Source organism: Ureibacillus thermosphaericus (assembly GCF_002370195.2).
GTDB classification, from domain to species: Bacteria; Bacillota; Bacilli; order Bacillales_A; family Planococcaceae; genus Ureibacillus; species Ureibacillus thermosphaericus.
In genome coordinates this window covers 3,304,233-3,319,178 of the sequence record NZ_AP018335.1, presented here as the reverse complement: position 1 = coordinate 3,319,178, position 14,946 = coordinate 3,304,233, and the positions used below count along the sequence as shown (strand labels likewise).

Below are 14,946 nucleotides of genomic sequence, written 5' to 3'. Positions count from 1 at the left end.
GTCTATTCGAAGTCAATGCGTTTATTTAATAATTTGTAAGCAATGTCGACGAGTAAATTTACCAGTACAAACAATAAGGCGATGATTAAAACGGAGCCTTGAACAACAGGAAAATCCCGTGTAGCGATGGAATCTACAATCAGTCTTCCAAGCCCGTTGATAGCAAAAACCGTTTCCGTTAATACTGCTCCGCCAAGCAATGTACCGAATTGCAAACCAACTACTGTGACGACAGGAATTAATGCATTTTTTAAAGCATGCCGATAAATCACAATACTTTCTTTTACACCTTTTGCACGTGCTGTTCGAATATAATCTTGTCCAATTACATCTAGCATGCTGGAGCGGGTCATTCTGGCAATAATCGCTGCACTTCCAGTACCAAGTGTGAGGACAGGCAACACCATTTGTTCAAAACTTCCCCATCCGGATGGTTTAAACCAACTTGTATCTTCCAAAAATGGAATCCAGCTTGGCAAATCAATGCCGATTGCAAACCATTGGATAAGCATTAATCCTAACCAGAAATTAGGCATAGACAATCCAAATAAGGCAAGAACCATAATTCCTGTATCGATAAATGAATTTTTTCTTGTAGCAGAAATAACTCCTGCAATGATTCCTATAAAAATAGCTAATACCGTACTATAAAAGGCTAATTCTATTGTGATTCCAATGCGCGATTCGATTTCTTCCGTCACATCACGACCACTTCGAATGGATGTACCTAAATCGCCTTGAACGGCATGTCCAATATATTTGAAGTATTGAACAGGCAATGGATCGTTCAAGCCGAGTTGTTCTCGGATATTTTCAACTTGTTCTTTTGTCGCGCTTTCACCAGCCATAATTTGTGCCGGATCTCCCGGTATCAGATGTAGCATGCTAAAAACTAATATGGAAATCCCAATTAACACAGGAATTGTTTGCAAAATCCGGCGCACGATAAATTGAAACACGTTTGGTCACCTCGTTTTAGTCTTTATTTTTTGGATCAAGAGCATCCCTCAATCCGTCCCCGAGCAAGTTAAAGGCAAGTACAACAATGACGATGGATAAACCAGGAAATAATGCCACATGGGGTGCGTTAAATAAGTAATTTCGCCCGTCACTAAGCATTGCTCCCCACTCTGGAGTAGGAGGTTGTGCCCCTAAACCAAGAAATGAAAGACCGCTTGCAGATAAAATCGCTGTAGCAATATTTAATGTTGCCTGAACAATTAATGGTGAAGTGATATTAGGAAAAATATGTTTAAAAATAATTCTTCGATCGCTTGCACCGAGAGCACGTATCGCATCAATATATTCCAATTTTTTTACTGATAAAGTGGATGCGCGGACAATGCGTGCAAAAATAGGAATTGATGAAAAGGAAACGGCTATTATCACGTTAATTAAACTTCCGCCTAATATAGTGACAATGGCAAGGGCTAAAAGAATTCCAGGAAATGCAAGGAAAATATCCATGATTCGCATGATGACTGAATCGATTTTTCCCCCGTAGTAACCGGAAATGATGCCCAATAAAACGCCAATTGTTGCACCTAATGCGACAGAAAAAAATCCAACAATCATTGTAAGCCTTGTGCCGTAAAGGATTCGGCTAAAAATATCCCTTCCAAAGTTGTCGGTTCCAAACCAATGTTCACTGGAAGGGGTCTGAAGCTTATTTAACATATCCTGTTGGATGGGATCGTAGGGTGCCAACAATGGGGCAAAAAATACAATAATCATAAATAACAGAATAAAGCTTCCCCCTATAACGGCTGATTTATTTCTAACCAATCGGCTAAATACTTTTTTCCAATTGTTGAGTCGAGCGGTGCGCTGTACAGGCAAGTAGGTATTGGAACTATTTTTCATCCCAACCATCTTTTTACTTCCTTTCTATTTATCTAAAATTTTCCTTAGCTGTTTTTTGATTTTAACATAGTTTAAAAATTATTAGAATAATAAATTCTCTAATTAGCATCTTCATTCTGAATTTTCTAAATGATGATAAAATATCCCTTTATTTTCGGTAAGTACAGAGAATTCTATCGTTGAGTATAGAAAGAATATATTATTAAAATCTATTATACCTTCATAATTTTCTAATTATTTTATAAAAAAGAATTGATTTTCCTACTTGTTTTAGTATAATTCTAAGGTATAAATTGTCATAATGGCTAGTACTTAACTAGGCATTTTTATGAAAGGAGTCCATGATGGAACAACTTTTAAAACAACTGAGTGAATTGCATGGTCCTTGTGGGTATGAACATGAAGTAACATATTTCATTCGAGACTATGTAAAAAACAAGGTTGACGAATTTTATGTTGATTCTTTAGGAAATGTCGTCGCCAGAAAAAAAGGTAGCAGGTCAGGTCCGGTTATATTGTTGACTGCTCATATGGATGAAGTAGGATTTATTGTTAGAAAAATTGAGGACAATGGCTTGTTACGCTTTGAAAAGCTGGGAGGACATGATGATCGGATTTTATTGGCGCAACAAGTGAAGGTTCTAGGTGACAAACAAGTGTTAAATGGTGTCATTGGAACAATGTCTGCCCATTATATGAAATTCGATGATCCGAAAAAAGTTCGCACCCATAAACAATTGTATATTGATATTGGTGCCACTTCGAAGCAAGAAGCTCTGGAAATGGGAGTGGATGTAGGAACTCCTGTTACATGGGCAACCGAATTTAAAACAATGGGGAAAAAGGAAAATGCTTTTTTTGTCGGCAAAGCATTTGATAACAGAGCAGGTTGTGCCGTCCTATTATCAGTTTTAAACGAATTGGATGGCAAAGACTTTTGCGGTGAAGTCATTTTTCTTTTTACCGTTCAGGAAGAGGTTGGTTTACGGGGAGCTAAAACAGCCATTAAACAATTAGAAGATGTGGATGTGGCAATTGCCATCGACACAACTGCTGTCAGTGATACGCCGGAAGAAACAATGGATAGAAGCTTGGCACTTGGGGCAGGAACAGGTATTAAAGTGATGGACTTTAGCTTAATTGTACATAAAAAAGTGAAAGACACTTTAAAAAATATTGCCAAAGTGAATCAAATTCCATATCAATTAGAAGTATTTCCGGGTATCGGTACTGATGGGGGTGGAATTGCTTATGAAACGAAGGGAATTCCAACAGGGGTTTTATCTATCCCTTCCCGTAATGCCCATTCTCCAGTCGAAGTGATTAGCCGTTCTGATTTAATGGCGACAAGAGATTTGGCGCTCGCTTTTATTTTGAGTTTAGAAGAAACGTCAACATTTGAATTTTAAGAAAGGAAGGAAAAAGAATGCAGAAGTTTAAGAAATCCTATATTTTCACATTGCTACTGATTCTAACTTTAGTGTTAGCTGCATGTAGCGATGATAAGAAAGAGGAAAGTTCGGATAATCCAAAATCAAATAATGAAGGAGGCAATTTAGTTATTGCCACTCAATCTGATGCGGTATCTTTAGACCCGCATTTAACAAATGATACGGCATCTGCCAATGTTCGCATCAATATTTATGACACATTAGTTGTGCAAGATGAAAATATGCAAAATCAACCAGGTCTTGCAGAAAGCTGGGAACAAGTAGATGATACAACTTGGGAGTTTAAACTTCGTCAAGGTGTTACTTTCCATGATGGAACACCGTTTAATGCGGAAGTTGTAAAAGCGAATATTGAACGTATTTTGGATCCAAAAATAGCGTCACCAGTACAATTTATGTACAACATGATTGATAGTGTAGAAGTTGTCGATGATTATACAGTTCGCATTAAAACAAAATATCCTTTCTCTCCACTTCCTGCACACTTTGCTCATCCAGGTGGACAAATGATTTCTAAAAAACAAATTGAAGAAGATTATGCAGCAATGGAAAAAGGTGAAAAACCAGGAAGTGTAATCAATGCCAACCCTATCGGTACAGGTCAATTCAAATTTAAAGAATGGAAAAATGGACAGTCCATTACTTTAGTGAAAAATGAAGATTACTGGGGAGAACCATCAAAACTAGATTCTGTTACATTTAAAGTTGTTCCTGAAGATTTAACTCGAATTTCTGAATTGCAAACAGGAGATTCTCATATCTCAACACCGTTAAGTCCATCCGATTTGGAACAAGTGGATAATACAGACGGATTACATTCTCAAAAAACAAAAAGTTCAGCAGTTACTTATATCGGTATGAATATGTCGAAAAAACCATTTGATGATGTTCGAGTTCGTCAAGCAATCGCAATGGCTATTGATAAAAAAGAAATCATTGATGGTATTTATAATGGTGTAGCTATTGAGGCAAAAGGACCTTTAGCACCTGGCCTATTTGGTTATGATGATAGTATTAAAGGAATTGAATATAATCCAGAAAAAGCGAAAGAGTTATTGGCAGAAGCGGGTTATCCAAATGGATTCTCCACAACAATTTGGACAAACGATGACCGCCAACGTTCAGATATTGCAACAAATGTTCAATCTCAATTAGCAAAAATCGGTATCAAAGTGGAAGTAAAAACTCTTGAATGGGCATCAATGCTTGAACAAACAGCTAAAGGCGAACACGAAATGATGGTATTTGGCTGGACAACTGTTACAGGAGATGCCGATAATGGCTTATATGCGTTGTATCATTCTTCTAATGTAGGTGTTCAAGGTAACCGTACATTTACGAAAGATGCAGAATTAGACAAAGCCTTAGATGAAGCTCGTAAAACAGCAGATCCTGAAAAACGTCAAGAATTCTATAGTCAAGCTCAACAACGAATCACTGAACTTGCGCCATGTGTATTCTTGCTTCATCAAGAAAATCTAGTAGCTGTTCGCGATGAAGTAAAAGGATTAAAACAACTTCCTATTGGATTGTTAGACCTTAAAAAAGTTTCTATTGAAAAATAAAAATGATGGAAAGCATCCGAAGTCAATGCACTTTCGGATGCTTTTTTTAGTGCGCCTGGCATGGGTGTAATCTATAGGGTGTAAGTCCCGAACTGTGAAGGCAGAAGTAACAGTTAGCTTAACGCAAGGGTGTCCGTGGTGACGCGGAATCTGAAGGAAGCGAGCGGCAAACTTCCGGTCTGAGGAACACGAACTTCATATAAGGCTAGGTATCATTGGATGAGTTTGCTAAACAAAACAAAGTCCTTTCTGCCAAAGGTGGTACAGAGTAAATGAAGCAGATAGATGGAAGGAAAGATTACATTCTTACCCGGGGAGGTCTGGCGGATATGTGAAGTACGCTTCATAACCTACTTAGTGATAAGTAGCTGAACCGTCAGAAGTCAGCAGAGGTCATAGTATTAGTTGGTTTAGAACTACTAAGAAGGACCGAACAATTAAGAGAGAATAGCCCTTGGCATTCAGTGAGTCATGATGAACACAGAAAACGTAGTACCTCACTTGAGGAAGGAAGCGGTGAATCCCGTGGGAGACCTCTTGGAGGGTGGAGTGACCACTGGCATAAAGAGAACAGCTATTCACGGAAGTTATAAAGACTTGCGTCAATCATCTTAATTGAACCGCCGTATACGGAACCGTACGTACGGTGGTGTGAGAGGACGGGAGTTAATCGCTCCCTCCTACTCGATTATCTTATAGCTTGATAAAATCTTTAACTTCTTTAGCTATTCGATATGCTTTAGCCCATTTACTGTTTTCATCCAAATATTTAAGTCCTGACAATGTTATCTTTGCCATCTCATAATGTGGGATATTGTCCGCCCAATATATATTTTGAATGAACCCTTCTTGTTTTGCTATACCTATGATATCATGCAGTTCTTCTTCACTAACGTCAAAGCTGTTTGCAGTGAATGAACAATTCCCTTTATCAATTTCTTTTAGAACAACATAAAGTAATCGTTGTTTATCCATAGTATCTTCCTCTAATTCAGAATCAATTTGTAGTAAGAGATGCATGTAAATTAACCCTTTGGAGGGTAAGAATCGTTTCCGTAACTATTTCTTTCTCTGATTTGTCCTCTTCTGTTATGAATAAATAGTTCTGATTTTTGATTCTGAGCAATGGTCTTAGCGAACGAAATAGCTTCACGTTGAGTATCAAAAATTTTAGTGGCTCTTGAATTACCCGCACCTTTAACCTGATAACCACCGCCAGGATGTGGAGTAACATGTTGGTTCTTTCCCATATAGTATCACCTCTGAGTTTTGAAATAGGAGGGGGGCGAACATATTGTCCTCTATACTTAAAAAGAAATTTTCGTTAATATATATAACTGCAAATACATTATTCTGTTGCTCTTATTTGTTCGGCAAAACAAATAAGGGCTTTTTTATTTCAATTTTCTCTTCAGTTCACGTTCAAGCTTCTGCAATTCTTTCTTCACTTGTTTTTCGATTTCTCTATTCAAATCTCTAATAGCTCTATTAAGTTGATTGATATTTACTTTTAACATATTAGTCACCTTCACTTTCAGAATATTATAATCATTCCCCCCTGCACTTTAGCATTATATCATTAGTTATCTGTATAAACAATATATATTGTGGTTGTTTTGGTATCAAAATACTATATATTGTGTTTTGTGGTATTTTTAATTTAATTTGTCAAATGATAAAACATATGAATAGTAGAGGAAAAAAGAGTATTTATAAGAAAATACGGGGGATCCATCCGAATTTAAACAAATTTTATTTTTGCATTTTGTTAAAACATTTTGTCAAGGAAGACAAGGTGTTTTTTATGTGAAAATAATAGCTTAATCGCACTATATAACCAATCTATTAACGAATAAATCAAATTCTAAAATCTATAATATAAAGTTCTTTATTACAAACACGGATTTCTATTTAAGAAAACTGCCAAAACAGGATGCTCTAATCGAAATGATTAGACAAATTTAACGGGAGGAGAAATGAATATGAGTAAAAATGATAGGGCAGTAAGTAACAATTTTGGGTCGACTTTGAGGTACTGGCGTGAAAAACGGGGCTACTCTTTACAACAGCTTTATGAAAAAACGGGGGTTAGCACTGGCTACCTTAATCGACTTGAGAAGGGAGAAAGAAAAGCACCATCTGTCCCAATTGCTTCTAAAATTTCCAAGGCCCTTGGAATCCCACTATCTTTATTGTTGGATATTTCAACAACAGAAACTTCGGTACAAGAAGCTCCTATGATATCAGAGTTAATCTTGTACAATGACTGTAAGATTGATGAACACAATCTGATTAGTAAAGATGCGAAAGAAGCTCTTGTACAGATAATTGAGTTCATAATCGAAATGTCTTGGGATGAGAATAGTAAAATTAAGCAGTTATTTGACCTTTCGGAACTGATTGATGACTTTAAACAGGTAAGTAAATAGTTTAAAAATAGGGGGCTTTTTTAAAAAAGTCTCCTTTTTATTACAGGGAGGAAAAAAGAGATGAGTTTTAAGGGAAGCGAAAAAGAGTTTATATTTTCTTTATCCCTGCAACAAAATAAAGGAATTCTTGAGAAGGAGCTTGGTTTTAGCTTAGAAAACGTACAATTGGAAAAACATTATCCAGGTATGAAAATTGATATGTATGGATTTGACAACACAGGGAATGAAGTATTTGTAGAAAATGTTTTGCTTAAGAGCAATACAACGCATCAAAAAAAGGTGTTAAAAATAATCAACATGATTGAAAAAGGAAGCGTTGTCTATCTTGCTTACGATTTTCAAGAGCACCACATAAAGGAACTACAACAAACAATTTTGAAATCTGGAAAATCAATCAATTTGTACTTGATAAAACTGAATCCTAATATTTTAAATCCTCTTGAAATGTTAAATAGGATGCATAAGTTAAAAATCTATGAAAACTTGCACTTGTTAGATATAACTAATCCTATTCAATTCTTAGAAAAGGATAGCATTGTAAAGCCGATACAAGGAACGAAGATAGAGAGAAAAGAAAAGAGGTATAATTTTGAATTAAGAAAAGATGCCAATGAATATCTCTTAGAAACACTAAGGAAGAGAATTCCATATTTCCTTCCATTTCATCGGCAAAAAGCTAACTTAGATAGTATTCGTGTGATTAGCTTTGGTGCTGGTCGAAGTGACTGCAATTACTTTGTCTCTTTGAGCGACAGACGGAACATGGCGTTCGTAGAATTGCGGTTTAGCGAGAATACCAGGAAAATATACAACGCTATTAAAGAAAAAGAGGTCCTTGTTAAAGAAAGAATAGGGGAAAAGGTTGTATTTAAGGATAACTCAATTTTGGTAGAGTTCAAGCCTTTAAAAAGCGTGAAGGATACAGTAGAAGAACTGGTAGATATTTTTGAAAAAATGATTATTGCTTTCTCGAATTACACTTATTATTTCTATGAGGAGCACATGTGGCAGTACCATAGTCAAGGAATATAAGAGGGAGAAAAGGCATTGGAAAAACCAGTGCCTTTTTTAAGGCGTTTTTGTTTTAGTAAGGATAGAAAGGAATACTAAAAAGGCGTTTGTTACATAAATATGTTGCAACAATGCTGAAAGAAGTAATAAACAGTTCATAATATGTTCATACGATTTTAGTAACTATTTAGAGCAATTGCATAAGAAGTACGAAATAGTTCATACCTCTAAATCATTTTAGTGGTCTATTTGTTTTTGAGGAAACCATCAGTATAGTGACGTTTTGTTTTATTCCTTCCGCAAAATGTCTTCAACAGAGTTATTGTTTTATAAGGATAAATAATTGTTGTTGTATAATATTTTGTAAAGAAAAAAGGGGGAGTCACTCATGAAAGAGGAAATCTTGTTATTGAAAATCCATAAAGCATTAAAAGAAGGTAAAGATTACTATGAAGCTACTCGTGGAAATTGGAAGATAAATAAAGGCAGAATTCCGTATATTCAATATGTCGCTGGAGTTAGTGGTGGAAAAGTTGTTTGTGCATTTCAACCTTCAAAATGGGAAATTATCGAAGAAGGTTCTGAGAAGGGAAGAAAACGTTTTGAAGGCACTGAAGCTCCTTTGGAAATATTGAAAAAGTTACAAAATGCAGAAGAAAAAGTGCTGAAAAAATTTGGACGTGGAAGTGCAGTTGCTTATATCTCTTTGTCCGAATTGAATAGTATCTTATAAAATAGTGAGCTATTTTCTAATTTAAGAAATTACGTGAACTGTCAAGACAAGATGAATTAACTGACTTTGAAATAGAGACTTATTAGAACCGTTCGAGTATTGGATTAAATAGTGTTGCAAATGAAACAAGAAGGTTAGTCAATCTTGAAAGTGGTGAATTGTAATGGATGCTTTTGAGCATTTAAGAAAATGGCAGAATATGATAAATCAAATAAACAGTAGTCAAAGAATGATAAATCAAATGACAAGAGCCAGTGAATTAGCCAGTAAACTAATAGTCAGTTATCCTATGGGGCAAGAAAGAGCTGTAATAAAAGCCAGTAAGTTAGCCAGTGAAATGAGAAATAGTGGTCTAATAGCCAGTTATCATGCGGAAAAAGTAAATTCTATAGAAAAAGTAAGTGCATTAGCTCATGAAATGGCAAAAAGCAGTGCAATGGCCCGTTATTCTACGGAGCGACAAAGAGCCATAATCAAAGCAAGTAGATTAGCAAGTGAATTAGCTAAAACTAAAAGTGGTCTAATAGCCAATTTTTCTAATGATTCAGTAAGAGCAATGTCAAACATTCCACGCCATGACTTTTCTAAAATGGCAAAAGCAATAACTCTTTTAAACACTCATAAGATTGTTTTTTCAAACACCCATAAGTTTTCTTCTTTTTTCAATCATCTATCTTCTAATATAAATGATTCTTTTATTGAGAAATTAAATGACTACGTTCAGGATAAGAAAGAGGATGAGTTTGAGGAAATTGAAGAATTGCAAGAGGATTTGCAAGTGGAAATTAAAAAACCAGAATTTTTCAATTTAGCTCTTAAAATCAACATTATCCTTGATTTAACAGATGCTGATGTTCAGGAAGGCAAGTTAGACGAAGAAGACGTGAGCACTTGGAAAAAGGTTTTAACCCCAATTTTAACGGTTCTCAGTCAGCTATTTCTTGCTTGGGCATTTAGCGATACACCAATTCAAGAAACAAATATCTATAAAAGCATTGAAAGTATTATTCAATATGTCGAAAAGATGAATATAGATATAGATGACCAGGAACAGCAACAGAAACTCCCAGAGAAAGAGTCACAGTAAATCTAAGTATTGCAAGAAATTTTGAAGAAAAGCTTGGGGCTTAACTCATAATCTTCCTAAAAGTCATAAGCCAGAACCAAAGCTATTATTGATAAAGCCCCATGCTCTTTGGATTTCATTCAATTCTACTTTGAGTTCCTCGCTTTGAGATTTGTAATCACTATAGAGTTCAGGTTTTTTGGAAATTAGAAGCAATAAGTCGAAAACCAAGACATAGGGAGTATCTCTTAAGTCGCCACTTAATAACTGATATTGTCCATTTTTAATCTTGCGTATTGCACTGTATTTAAGCAGTCTATTAATTCGTTTTGATATGTTTGAAGGGGAAATACCTAACCTGTTTGAAAGCTCTTTTTGTGAGATGTTAGCTACTCCATTTTCATCTTTTAATTCATTAAGTATATTAATCAAAGACAAGTCTGTTTCCATCATTTTTTTGAAAGCCTTTATAAAATCATCCACTATAAAGCACCATCCTACTTAATAGTAAGTCATTTCTTATAAAATCTCTTGCCTTAATTATATCACTGAACTGCTTGTTACAAGGGAATATATTTGTTCTATAAGGTTTGAGTAAGCACAAATGAAAAGAGCCATTTATAATGATGGCTCTAAAATAATTGATTAATTAAATCTATATCCTCTTCAGAAAGTTTTTCCACCACGTCGTTAGTTTTCAAAGAGACATTTGCTAATAAGTTCTTGTTTTGAAGAAGCTTGTACACGATTTCCTCCACTTTAGCTTCTAAATCTGGAGCATTCTGTTGATTGTACATGTCAGCTTCAATTAACTTGCACAGATAACTGCTGATATTATCTTTCGTTTTAAGATATTCGTAGAGGTGTAGAGCGTTTTGTTTGAAACTTATCGACACTTTATATTTAGACAAGTTTCTTCACTTCCAAAACTCTATAGAAGCTAAGAACATTGGAAAACTGGCTGTCTTGTTCGATTATTGCTGAAGGATATTGCTTTAAAATTTCCTCTTTTAGTAACAGAGCACCACCTCCGCAACACACGACAGTAGTATTGTTAAACGTAATCCCTCTTGATTTGGCATAGTTGAACAGTTCAGCTACATGAGTACTGATTAGGTTCTCTATAATTTCCTTGCTGTCTTCCTGTTTAGTACCGTTGGCATATAGATAACAACCATCTTTTAAAATCTGTTCCACATCCTCATCTGAAACAGATATACCGTATCGGGATGTCAACTTCTCTGCAATTTTTGAGCGTAGGATATTGATTCCATTGTTACTAATGACCATTGTATCCAGTAATGGAACAAGTCCGTTGAACGAGCAATAGTTTACGTTCAGGCCACCAATATCGACAATTAAGCTACGCTTTGTTTTAAAATCTCCTATTCTTGAATAAATCGGACCAGTTCCTTCTGGCAATAAAATCACTTTTTCAATTCTGAAAATGAATGCTTTACCGTTCACTCGAAGTGTGATAGCTCTTTGTTGATTTTGGATGAAATTACCAAATCTCTCTTTTAAGACTGCATTTTTATAAATGTTTATCGGAACATTAACTGCAACACGAATATTGGGTATACCATGATTCTTGGCATCGTTTTTTTCGATAAACTTTGTAATTGCCAGGTAGATACATAGCAAATGTTCCATTGAATGTTTAGTAATATCATAACTTGTTTTATTTTCAGCTACCATATCACCTATCAGATAGGTTTTTCCTTCAAATTCAATGATATGGTTATTCGCTGTGATGTCTATCCCTAAATTCTGAATCTCCTGTATCTTTGTTCTAAACTGTATTTTGTGTAGAGTTCCGTTAATTGAGCAAACACTTTTTGTTGTGTGTTTTCCACTATCAACTGCAATGGCTAAATAATTAATCATATATTTCGATTCCTCCTTTAAAATTTTTGTTTTTATATGATAAGCAGATTAAAGGTAAGCGTCAAATACTCAGCACCTTCTAGTTGTGAATGTTCCGTGAGATAATCTCCTTAGAAAAAATGCTGGAGGTTATGCTATGAATGATGCTGACAAAAGAATAGAATGGAAATCTAGGTACGATGCTTGGAAAACAAGTGGGTTGAGTGCTGCTGAGTGGTCTCGCATCAACGATGTAAAAAAGCATCAAATGTACTACTGGATACGAAAGTTTAGAGAGGAAGAAATTTCTACGAATGAGCATCAAACAAAATGGTTGACGGTGGATGTCCAAGATATCTCCTCCCATCATACGGGTCAGGAATCTGTGCTTATTCATTACGGTGCTCTGTCCATCGAAGTACGTCCGGGCACCGATTTGAATCTACTTTCTGATGTAGTGCGTGTGATCCAAAAACGATGATATCCAACGCAAATTTTGAACGAGTGTACCTTGCGCGTGGAAGCACAGATCTCCGGAAATCGATAGATGGTCTCGCAGTCATCGTCAAAGAATGCTTCGATTTGGATCCTTTTTCCCCTTGTTTATTCGTTTTCTGTAATCGGAAAAGGGATAAACTTAAAATCCTACAATGGGATAATAATGGGTTTTGGCTCCATTATCGAAGATTAGAGCGAGGAACATTCGACTGGCCATCCGATCAGGATGGGACACCAATGAATATTAGTCCACGCCAACTTCGTTGGTTATTGGACGGATTATCTATTGAGCAAAAACAAGCGCATCCCGCAGTGAAAGCTCGTACCATTCTTTAAAATTAAAAAATTTGAGAATCCGACTGGTCAAGCCGGATTCTTTTGCGTATACTGGAACTATGAAAAACATGGACATGAAAACTCAAGAAACAATTGAATACTATAAAGCGCGTACCGAAAAGCTTGAAATAGAAAAGGAAGCTTTGGAAGCAAAGCTAAAATGGTATGAGGAGCAATTTCGGTTAAGTCAACAACGTCGTTTTGGTTCTTCCAGTGAGAAGATCAATTCAGACCAACTGTCTCTTTTCAATGAAGCTGAAGCTACCGCAAATCCTGATGAAGAAGAGCCGACGATTGAAACCATTACATATACACGCAAGAAGAAGCGAAATCGTCGAGATGAAAAACTAGACAACCTGCCTACTGAAACGGTGGAATACCGTTTGCCAGCTGAGGAACAGGTTTGTTCGTGTTGCGCTGGACCGCTACACGAAATGAGTACGCAGGTACGCAGAGAAATAGAAGTTATTCCAGCACAAGTAAAAGTGAAAAAGCATGTCCAATATGTTTATAGTTGCCGTCATTGTGAACGCCATGAACTCGAGACGCCTATTGTCACGGCGAAAATGCCGGCTCCTGTTTTTCCGGGAAGTCTGGCATCTCCATCGTCAATGGCTTATACGATGACGCAGAAATACGTTGAAAGTATGCCTTTGTATCGCCAGGAAAAACATCTGGAGCGATTTGGCATATTCATTTCCAGGCAAACCTTATCCAATTGGATTTTGTATGGAGCCGACACCTGGTTGAGTCCTGTTTACGACCGAATGCGTAACCATCTATTGAATCAGGATATCCTCCATGCGGATGAGACCACCTTACAGGTTCTTTCAGAACCTGACCGACGAGCGACTTCCAAATCATTTATGTGGCTTTATCGGACAGGACGAATGGGGCCTCCAATTGTATTGTATGACTACCAGCGAACCCGTGCATCCAAACATCCTTTACGATTTTTGGAAGGTTTCCGTGGATATTTACATGTGGACGGGTATGCCGGTTATAACGGAATCCCCGATGTCAGTCTGGTCGGTTGTTGGGCTCATGCCAGACGTAAATTCACAGAAGCTTTGCAGGCTCTTCCTGAATCGGCTAAAACTACTCACGTTAAAGCCAAAGAAGGTCTTGCATTCTGTAACCAACTTTTCTCGATAGAACGGGATCTAAAGGACGTTAGTCCTGAAGAACGTTATAAGAAACGTTTAGAACGCAGCCAACCGGTATTGGAGGCTTTTTTGGCATGGCTTCGTGAACAAGCCACAAGAGTGTTGCCAAAAAGTGCACTTGGGCAAGCCATTAAATATTGTCGTAATCAATGGGACCGTTTAGTAGCTTTTTTAGAGGATGGTCGTTTAGAAATTGATAACAACCGCGCAGAACGATCCATTAAACCGTTTGTAATCGGGAGGAAAAACTGGCTGTTTAGCAATACCATAAAGGGAGCTAAATCCAGCGCAATCATTTATAGCATTGTGGAGACTGCGAAGGAAAACGGATTAAACCCATTCAATTACCTTAAATATTTATTTGAACAGCTTCCAAATATTAATCTGACTGACAAAGAAAAATTAGATCAACTCCTTCCTTGGTCCACAACAATTCCAGAAGAATGTCGTGTTCCTAATAAAGCTAAATAAATCATAACAATAGTCCACATCTAAAGGTAGGTGTGGACTATTTTACGCTTACGATTAAAGGAGAAAATTCCGAAATGTAGGACTAACCATGTCGTATAAGGTGCGAAGAAGGCAGATATAGTCGAGGATATGAATGATTTAGTAATAGTTCATAACTGTTAAGAATTTTGGAATAAGAAGTGATGAATTCTTTGGAAACAATTTAATGTTTGTAATTGCGATGACTAATGGGAACAAAACTTTTAAGAGTCCATACAAGGTTTTAGAGTAGTTCCCAGTAATTAGGAGGGCTCAAGTGGTAAGGAGCAAAGTATGAAATCCGTTGACTTAGAGGATACTGTTTGATTTGGATAATAAATTCGTTTTTTAAATAGTGTTTGAATCATGTCAACTTTTTGATGAGTTTTATATGTGATAGTTACAAAATTGAAAAGTGATTTTTATTGTGAAAAGAGGGGTTAAACCCAGATTTATCAAGGCTTTACGCCTTG

At 36.3% G+C, this 14,946-nt stretch carries 18 protein-coding genes; 10 read left to right on the top strand and 8 right to left on the bottom strand.

Annotation, left to right across the window (positions count from 1 at the left end; genetic code table 11):
- Nucleotides 1-2: 2 nt before the first annotated feature.
- On the bottom strand, nt 3-959 hold the full coding sequence (locus UtA1_RS16005) for an ABC transporter permease (RefSeq protein ID WP_096552185.1): 957 nt from the start codon (nt 957-959) through the stop codon (nt 3-5).
- Nucleotides 960-975: 16 nt separating this feature from the next.
- Nucleotides 976-1,872: a nickel transporter permease gene (gene nikC, locus UtA1_RS16000; RefSeq protein WP_096552183.1), complete on the bottom strand. Its 897-nt coding sequence runs from the start codon at nt 1,870-1,872 to the stop codon at nt 976-978.
- Nucleotides 1,873-2,204: 332 nt separating this feature from the next.
- Between nikC and UtA1_RS15995 the strand changes: the two genes are divergently transcribed.
- The 3 genes from UtA1_RS15995 to UtA1_RS17355 all read left to right on the top strand — a co-directional run bounded on the left by UtA1_RS15995 (nt 2,205) and on the right by UtA1_RS17355 (nt 5,494).
- Nucleotides 2,205-3,272, top strand: coding sequence for a M42 family metallopeptidase (locus UtA1_RS15995; protein ID WP_232019870.1), 1,068 nt, complete (start codon nt 2,205-2,207; stop codon nt 3,270-3,272).
- A gap of 17 nt (nt 3,273-3,289) precedes the next feature.
- Nucleotides 3,290-4,879 (top strand): glutathione ABC transporter substrate-binding protein, encoded by a 1,590-nt coding sequence (locus UtA1_RS15990; protein ID WP_096552179.1) that lies wholly within the window; start codon nt 3,290-3,292, stop codon nt 4,877-4,879.
- Between the two features lie 471 nt (nt 4,880-5,350).
- Nucleotides 5,351-5,494, top strand: coding sequence for a hypothetical protein (locus UtA1_RS17355; RefSeq protein ID WP_172597779.1), 144 nt, complete (start codon nt 5,351-5,353; stop codon nt 5,492-5,494).
- A gap of 78 nt (nt 5,495-5,572) precedes the next feature.
- Here UtA1_RS17355 and UtA1_RS15980 read toward each other — a convergent pair whose 3' ends face one another.
- From UtA1_RS15980 to UtA1_RS17865, 3 genes are all read right to left on the bottom strand, one after another.
- The gene (locus UtA1_RS15980) at nt 5,573-5,854 is read right to left on the bottom strand and encodes a YjcQ family protein (RefSeq protein WP_172597891.1); all 282 of its coding nucleotides are present in this window, start codon (nt 5,852-5,854) and stop codon (nt 5,573-5,575) included.
- Nucleotides 5,855-5,904: 50 nt separating this feature from the next.
- Nucleotides 5,905-6,129, bottom strand: a complete 225-nt coding sequence (locus UtA1_RS15975; protein ID WP_096552175.1) for a DUF2188 domain-containing protein — start codon at nt 6,127-6,129, stop codon at nt 5,905-5,907.
- A gap of 144 nt (nt 6,130-6,273) precedes the next feature.
- A complete protein-coding gene (locus UtA1_RS17865; protein ID WP_269471051.1) occupies nt 6,274-6,396 on the bottom strand; it encodes a hypothetical protein in 123 nt (40 codons plus the stop codon).
- A gap of 465 nt (nt 6,397-6,861) precedes the next feature.
- Here UtA1_RS17865 and UtA1_RS15970 point away from each other — a divergent pair, with 465 nt between their 5' ends.
- The 4 genes from UtA1_RS15970 (at nt 6,862) to UtA1_RS15955 (ending at nt 10,139) form a co-directional block, all read left to right on the top strand.
- The gene (locus UtA1_RS15970) at nt 6,862-7,308 is read left to right on the top strand and encodes a helix-turn-helix domain-containing protein (RefSeq protein WP_172597890.1); all 447 of its coding nucleotides are present in this window, start codon (nt 6,862-6,864) and stop codon (nt 7,306-7,308) included.
- Nucleotides 7,309-7,368: 60 nt separating this feature from the next.
- Nucleotides 7,369-8,340, top strand: coding sequence for a hypothetical protein (locus UtA1_RS15965; RefSeq protein WP_096552171.1), 972 nt, complete (start codon nt 7,369-7,371; stop codon nt 8,338-8,340).
- 367 nt (nt 8,341-8,707) lie between these two features.
- Nucleotides 8,708-9,052 carry a hypothetical protein gene (locus UtA1_RS15960; RefSeq protein WP_096552169.1) on the top strand — a complete coding sequence of 115 codons (345 nt, stop codon included), beginning with the start codon at nt 8,708-8,710 and terminating at the stop codon, nt 9,050-9,052.
- Nucleotides 9,053-9,215: 163 nt separating this feature from the next.
- A complete protein-coding gene (locus UtA1_RS15955) occupies nt 9,216-10,139 on the top strand; it encodes a hypothetical protein (protein ID WP_096552167.1) in 924 nt (307 codons plus the stop codon).
- Between the two features lie 63 nt (nt 10,140-10,202).
- On the opposite strand, the gene UtA1_RS15950 is transcribed toward UtA1_RS15955, so the two are convergent.
- The 3 genes from UtA1_RS15950 to UtA1_RS15945 form a co-directional block, all read right to left on the bottom strand.
- Nucleotides 10,203-10,601, bottom strand: a complete 399-nt coding sequence (locus tag UtA1_RS15950) for a winged helix-turn-helix transcriptional regulator (RefSeq protein WP_232019869.1) — start codon at nt 10,599-10,601, stop codon at nt 10,203-10,205.
- Between the two features lie 149 nt (nt 10,602-10,750).
- Nucleotides 10,751-11,029 (bottom strand): hypothetical protein, encoded by a 279-nt coding sequence (locus UtA1_RS16870; RefSeq protein WP_096552165.1) that lies wholly within the window; start codon nt 11,027-11,029, stop codon nt 10,751-10,753.
- Nucleotides 11,022-12,005, bottom strand: coding sequence for a ParM/StbA family protein (locus UtA1_RS15945; protein WP_096552163.1), 984 nt, complete (start codon nt 12,003-12,005; stop codon nt 11,022-11,024). Before UtA1_RS15945 ends, UtA1_RS16870 begins: the two co-directional genes overlap by 8 nt.
- 136 nt (nt 12,006-12,141) lie before the next feature.
- Here UtA1_RS15945 and tnpA point away from each other — a divergent pair, with 136 nt between their 5' ends.
- Genes tnpA through tnpC form a run of 3 tightly spaced genes read left to right on the top strand, consistent with a single transcriptional unit; the run spans nt 12,142 to nt 14,455 of the window.
- Complete coding sequence (gene tnpA, locus UtA1_RS15940) at nt 12,142-12,465, top strand: IS66 family insertion sequence element accessory protein TnpA (protein ID WP_096549686.1); 324 nt, start codon at nt 12,142-12,144, stop codon at nt 12,463-12,465.
- Nucleotides 12,462-12,818: an IS66 family insertion sequence element accessory protein TnpB gene (gene tnpB / locus UtA1_RS15935; RefSeq protein WP_096549687.1), complete on the top strand. Its 357-nt coding sequence runs from the start codon at nt 12,462-12,464 to the stop codon at nt 12,816-12,818. Before tnpA ends, tnpB begins: the two co-directional genes overlap by 4 nt.
- A 59-nt stretch (nt 12,819-12,877) precedes the next feature.
- Entirely contained in the window at nt 12,878-14,455 is a 1,578-nt protein-coding gene (gene tnpC, locus UtA1_RS15930) for an IS66 family transposase (RefSeq protein ID WP_126434373.1), read from the top strand.
- Nucleotides 14,456-14,946: the final 491 nt, after the last annotated feature.

Bases quoted from the DNA above. Each gene is read 5' to 3' on its own strand.
- UtA1_RS15970 (WP_172597890.1), top strand. From the start codon at position 6,862: ATGAGTAAAAATGATAGGGCAGTAAGTAACAATTTTGGGTCGACTTTG.
- UtA1_RS15980 (WP_172597891.1), bottom strand. From the start codon at position 5,854: ATGGATAAACAACGATTACTTTATGTTGTTCTAAAAGAAATTGATAAA.
- UtA1_RS15995 (WP_232019870.1), top strand. From the start codon at position 2,205: ATGATGGAACAACTTTTAAAACAACTGAGTGAATTGCATGGTCCTTGT.
- nikC (WP_096552183.1), bottom strand. From the start codon at position 1,872: ATGGTTGGGATGAAAAATAGTTCCAATACCTACTTGCCTGTACAGCGC.
- UtA1_RS15955 (WP_096552167.1), top strand. From the start codon at position 9,216: ATGGATGCTTTTGAGCATTTAAGAAAATGGCAGAATATGATAAATCAA.
- UtA1_RS17355 (WP_172597779.1), top strand. From the start codon at position 5,351: ATGATGAACACAGAAAACGTAGTACCTCACTTGAGGAAGGAAGCGGTG.
- UtA1_RS15990 (WP_096552179.1), top strand. From the start codon at position 3,290: ATGCAGAAGTTTAAGAAATCCTATATTTTCACATTGCTACTGATTCTA.
- tnpB (WP_096549687.1), top strand. From the start codon at position 12,462: ATGATATCCAACGCAAATTTTGAACGAGTGTACCTTGCGCGTGGAAGC.
- tnpC (WP_126434373.1), top strand. From the start codon at position 12,878: ATGAAAAACATGGACATGAAAACTCAAGAAACAATTGAATACTATAAA.
- tnpA (WP_096549686.1), top strand. From the start codon at position 12,142: ATGAATGATGCTGACAAAAGAATAGAATGGAAATCTAGGTACGATGCT.
- UtA1_RS17865 (WP_269471051.1), bottom strand. From the start codon at position 6,396: ATGTTAAAAGTAAATATCAATCAACTTAATAGAGCTATTAGAGATTTG.
- UtA1_RS15965 (WP_096552171.1), top strand. From the start codon at position 7,369: ATGAGTTTTAAGGGAAGCGAAAAAGAGTTTATATTTTCTTTATCCCTG.
- UtA1_RS15960 (WP_096552169.1), top strand. From the start codon at position 8,708: ATGAAAGAGGAAATCTTGTTATTGAAAATCCATAAAGCATTAAAAGAA.
- UtA1_RS15945 (WP_096552163.1), bottom strand. From the start codon at position 12,005: ATGATTAATTATTTAGCCATTGCAGTTGATAGTGGAAAACACACAACA.
- UtA1_RS15975 (WP_096552175.1), bottom strand. From the start codon at position 6,129: ATGGGAAAGAACCAACATGTTACTCCACATCCTGGCGGTGGTTATCAG.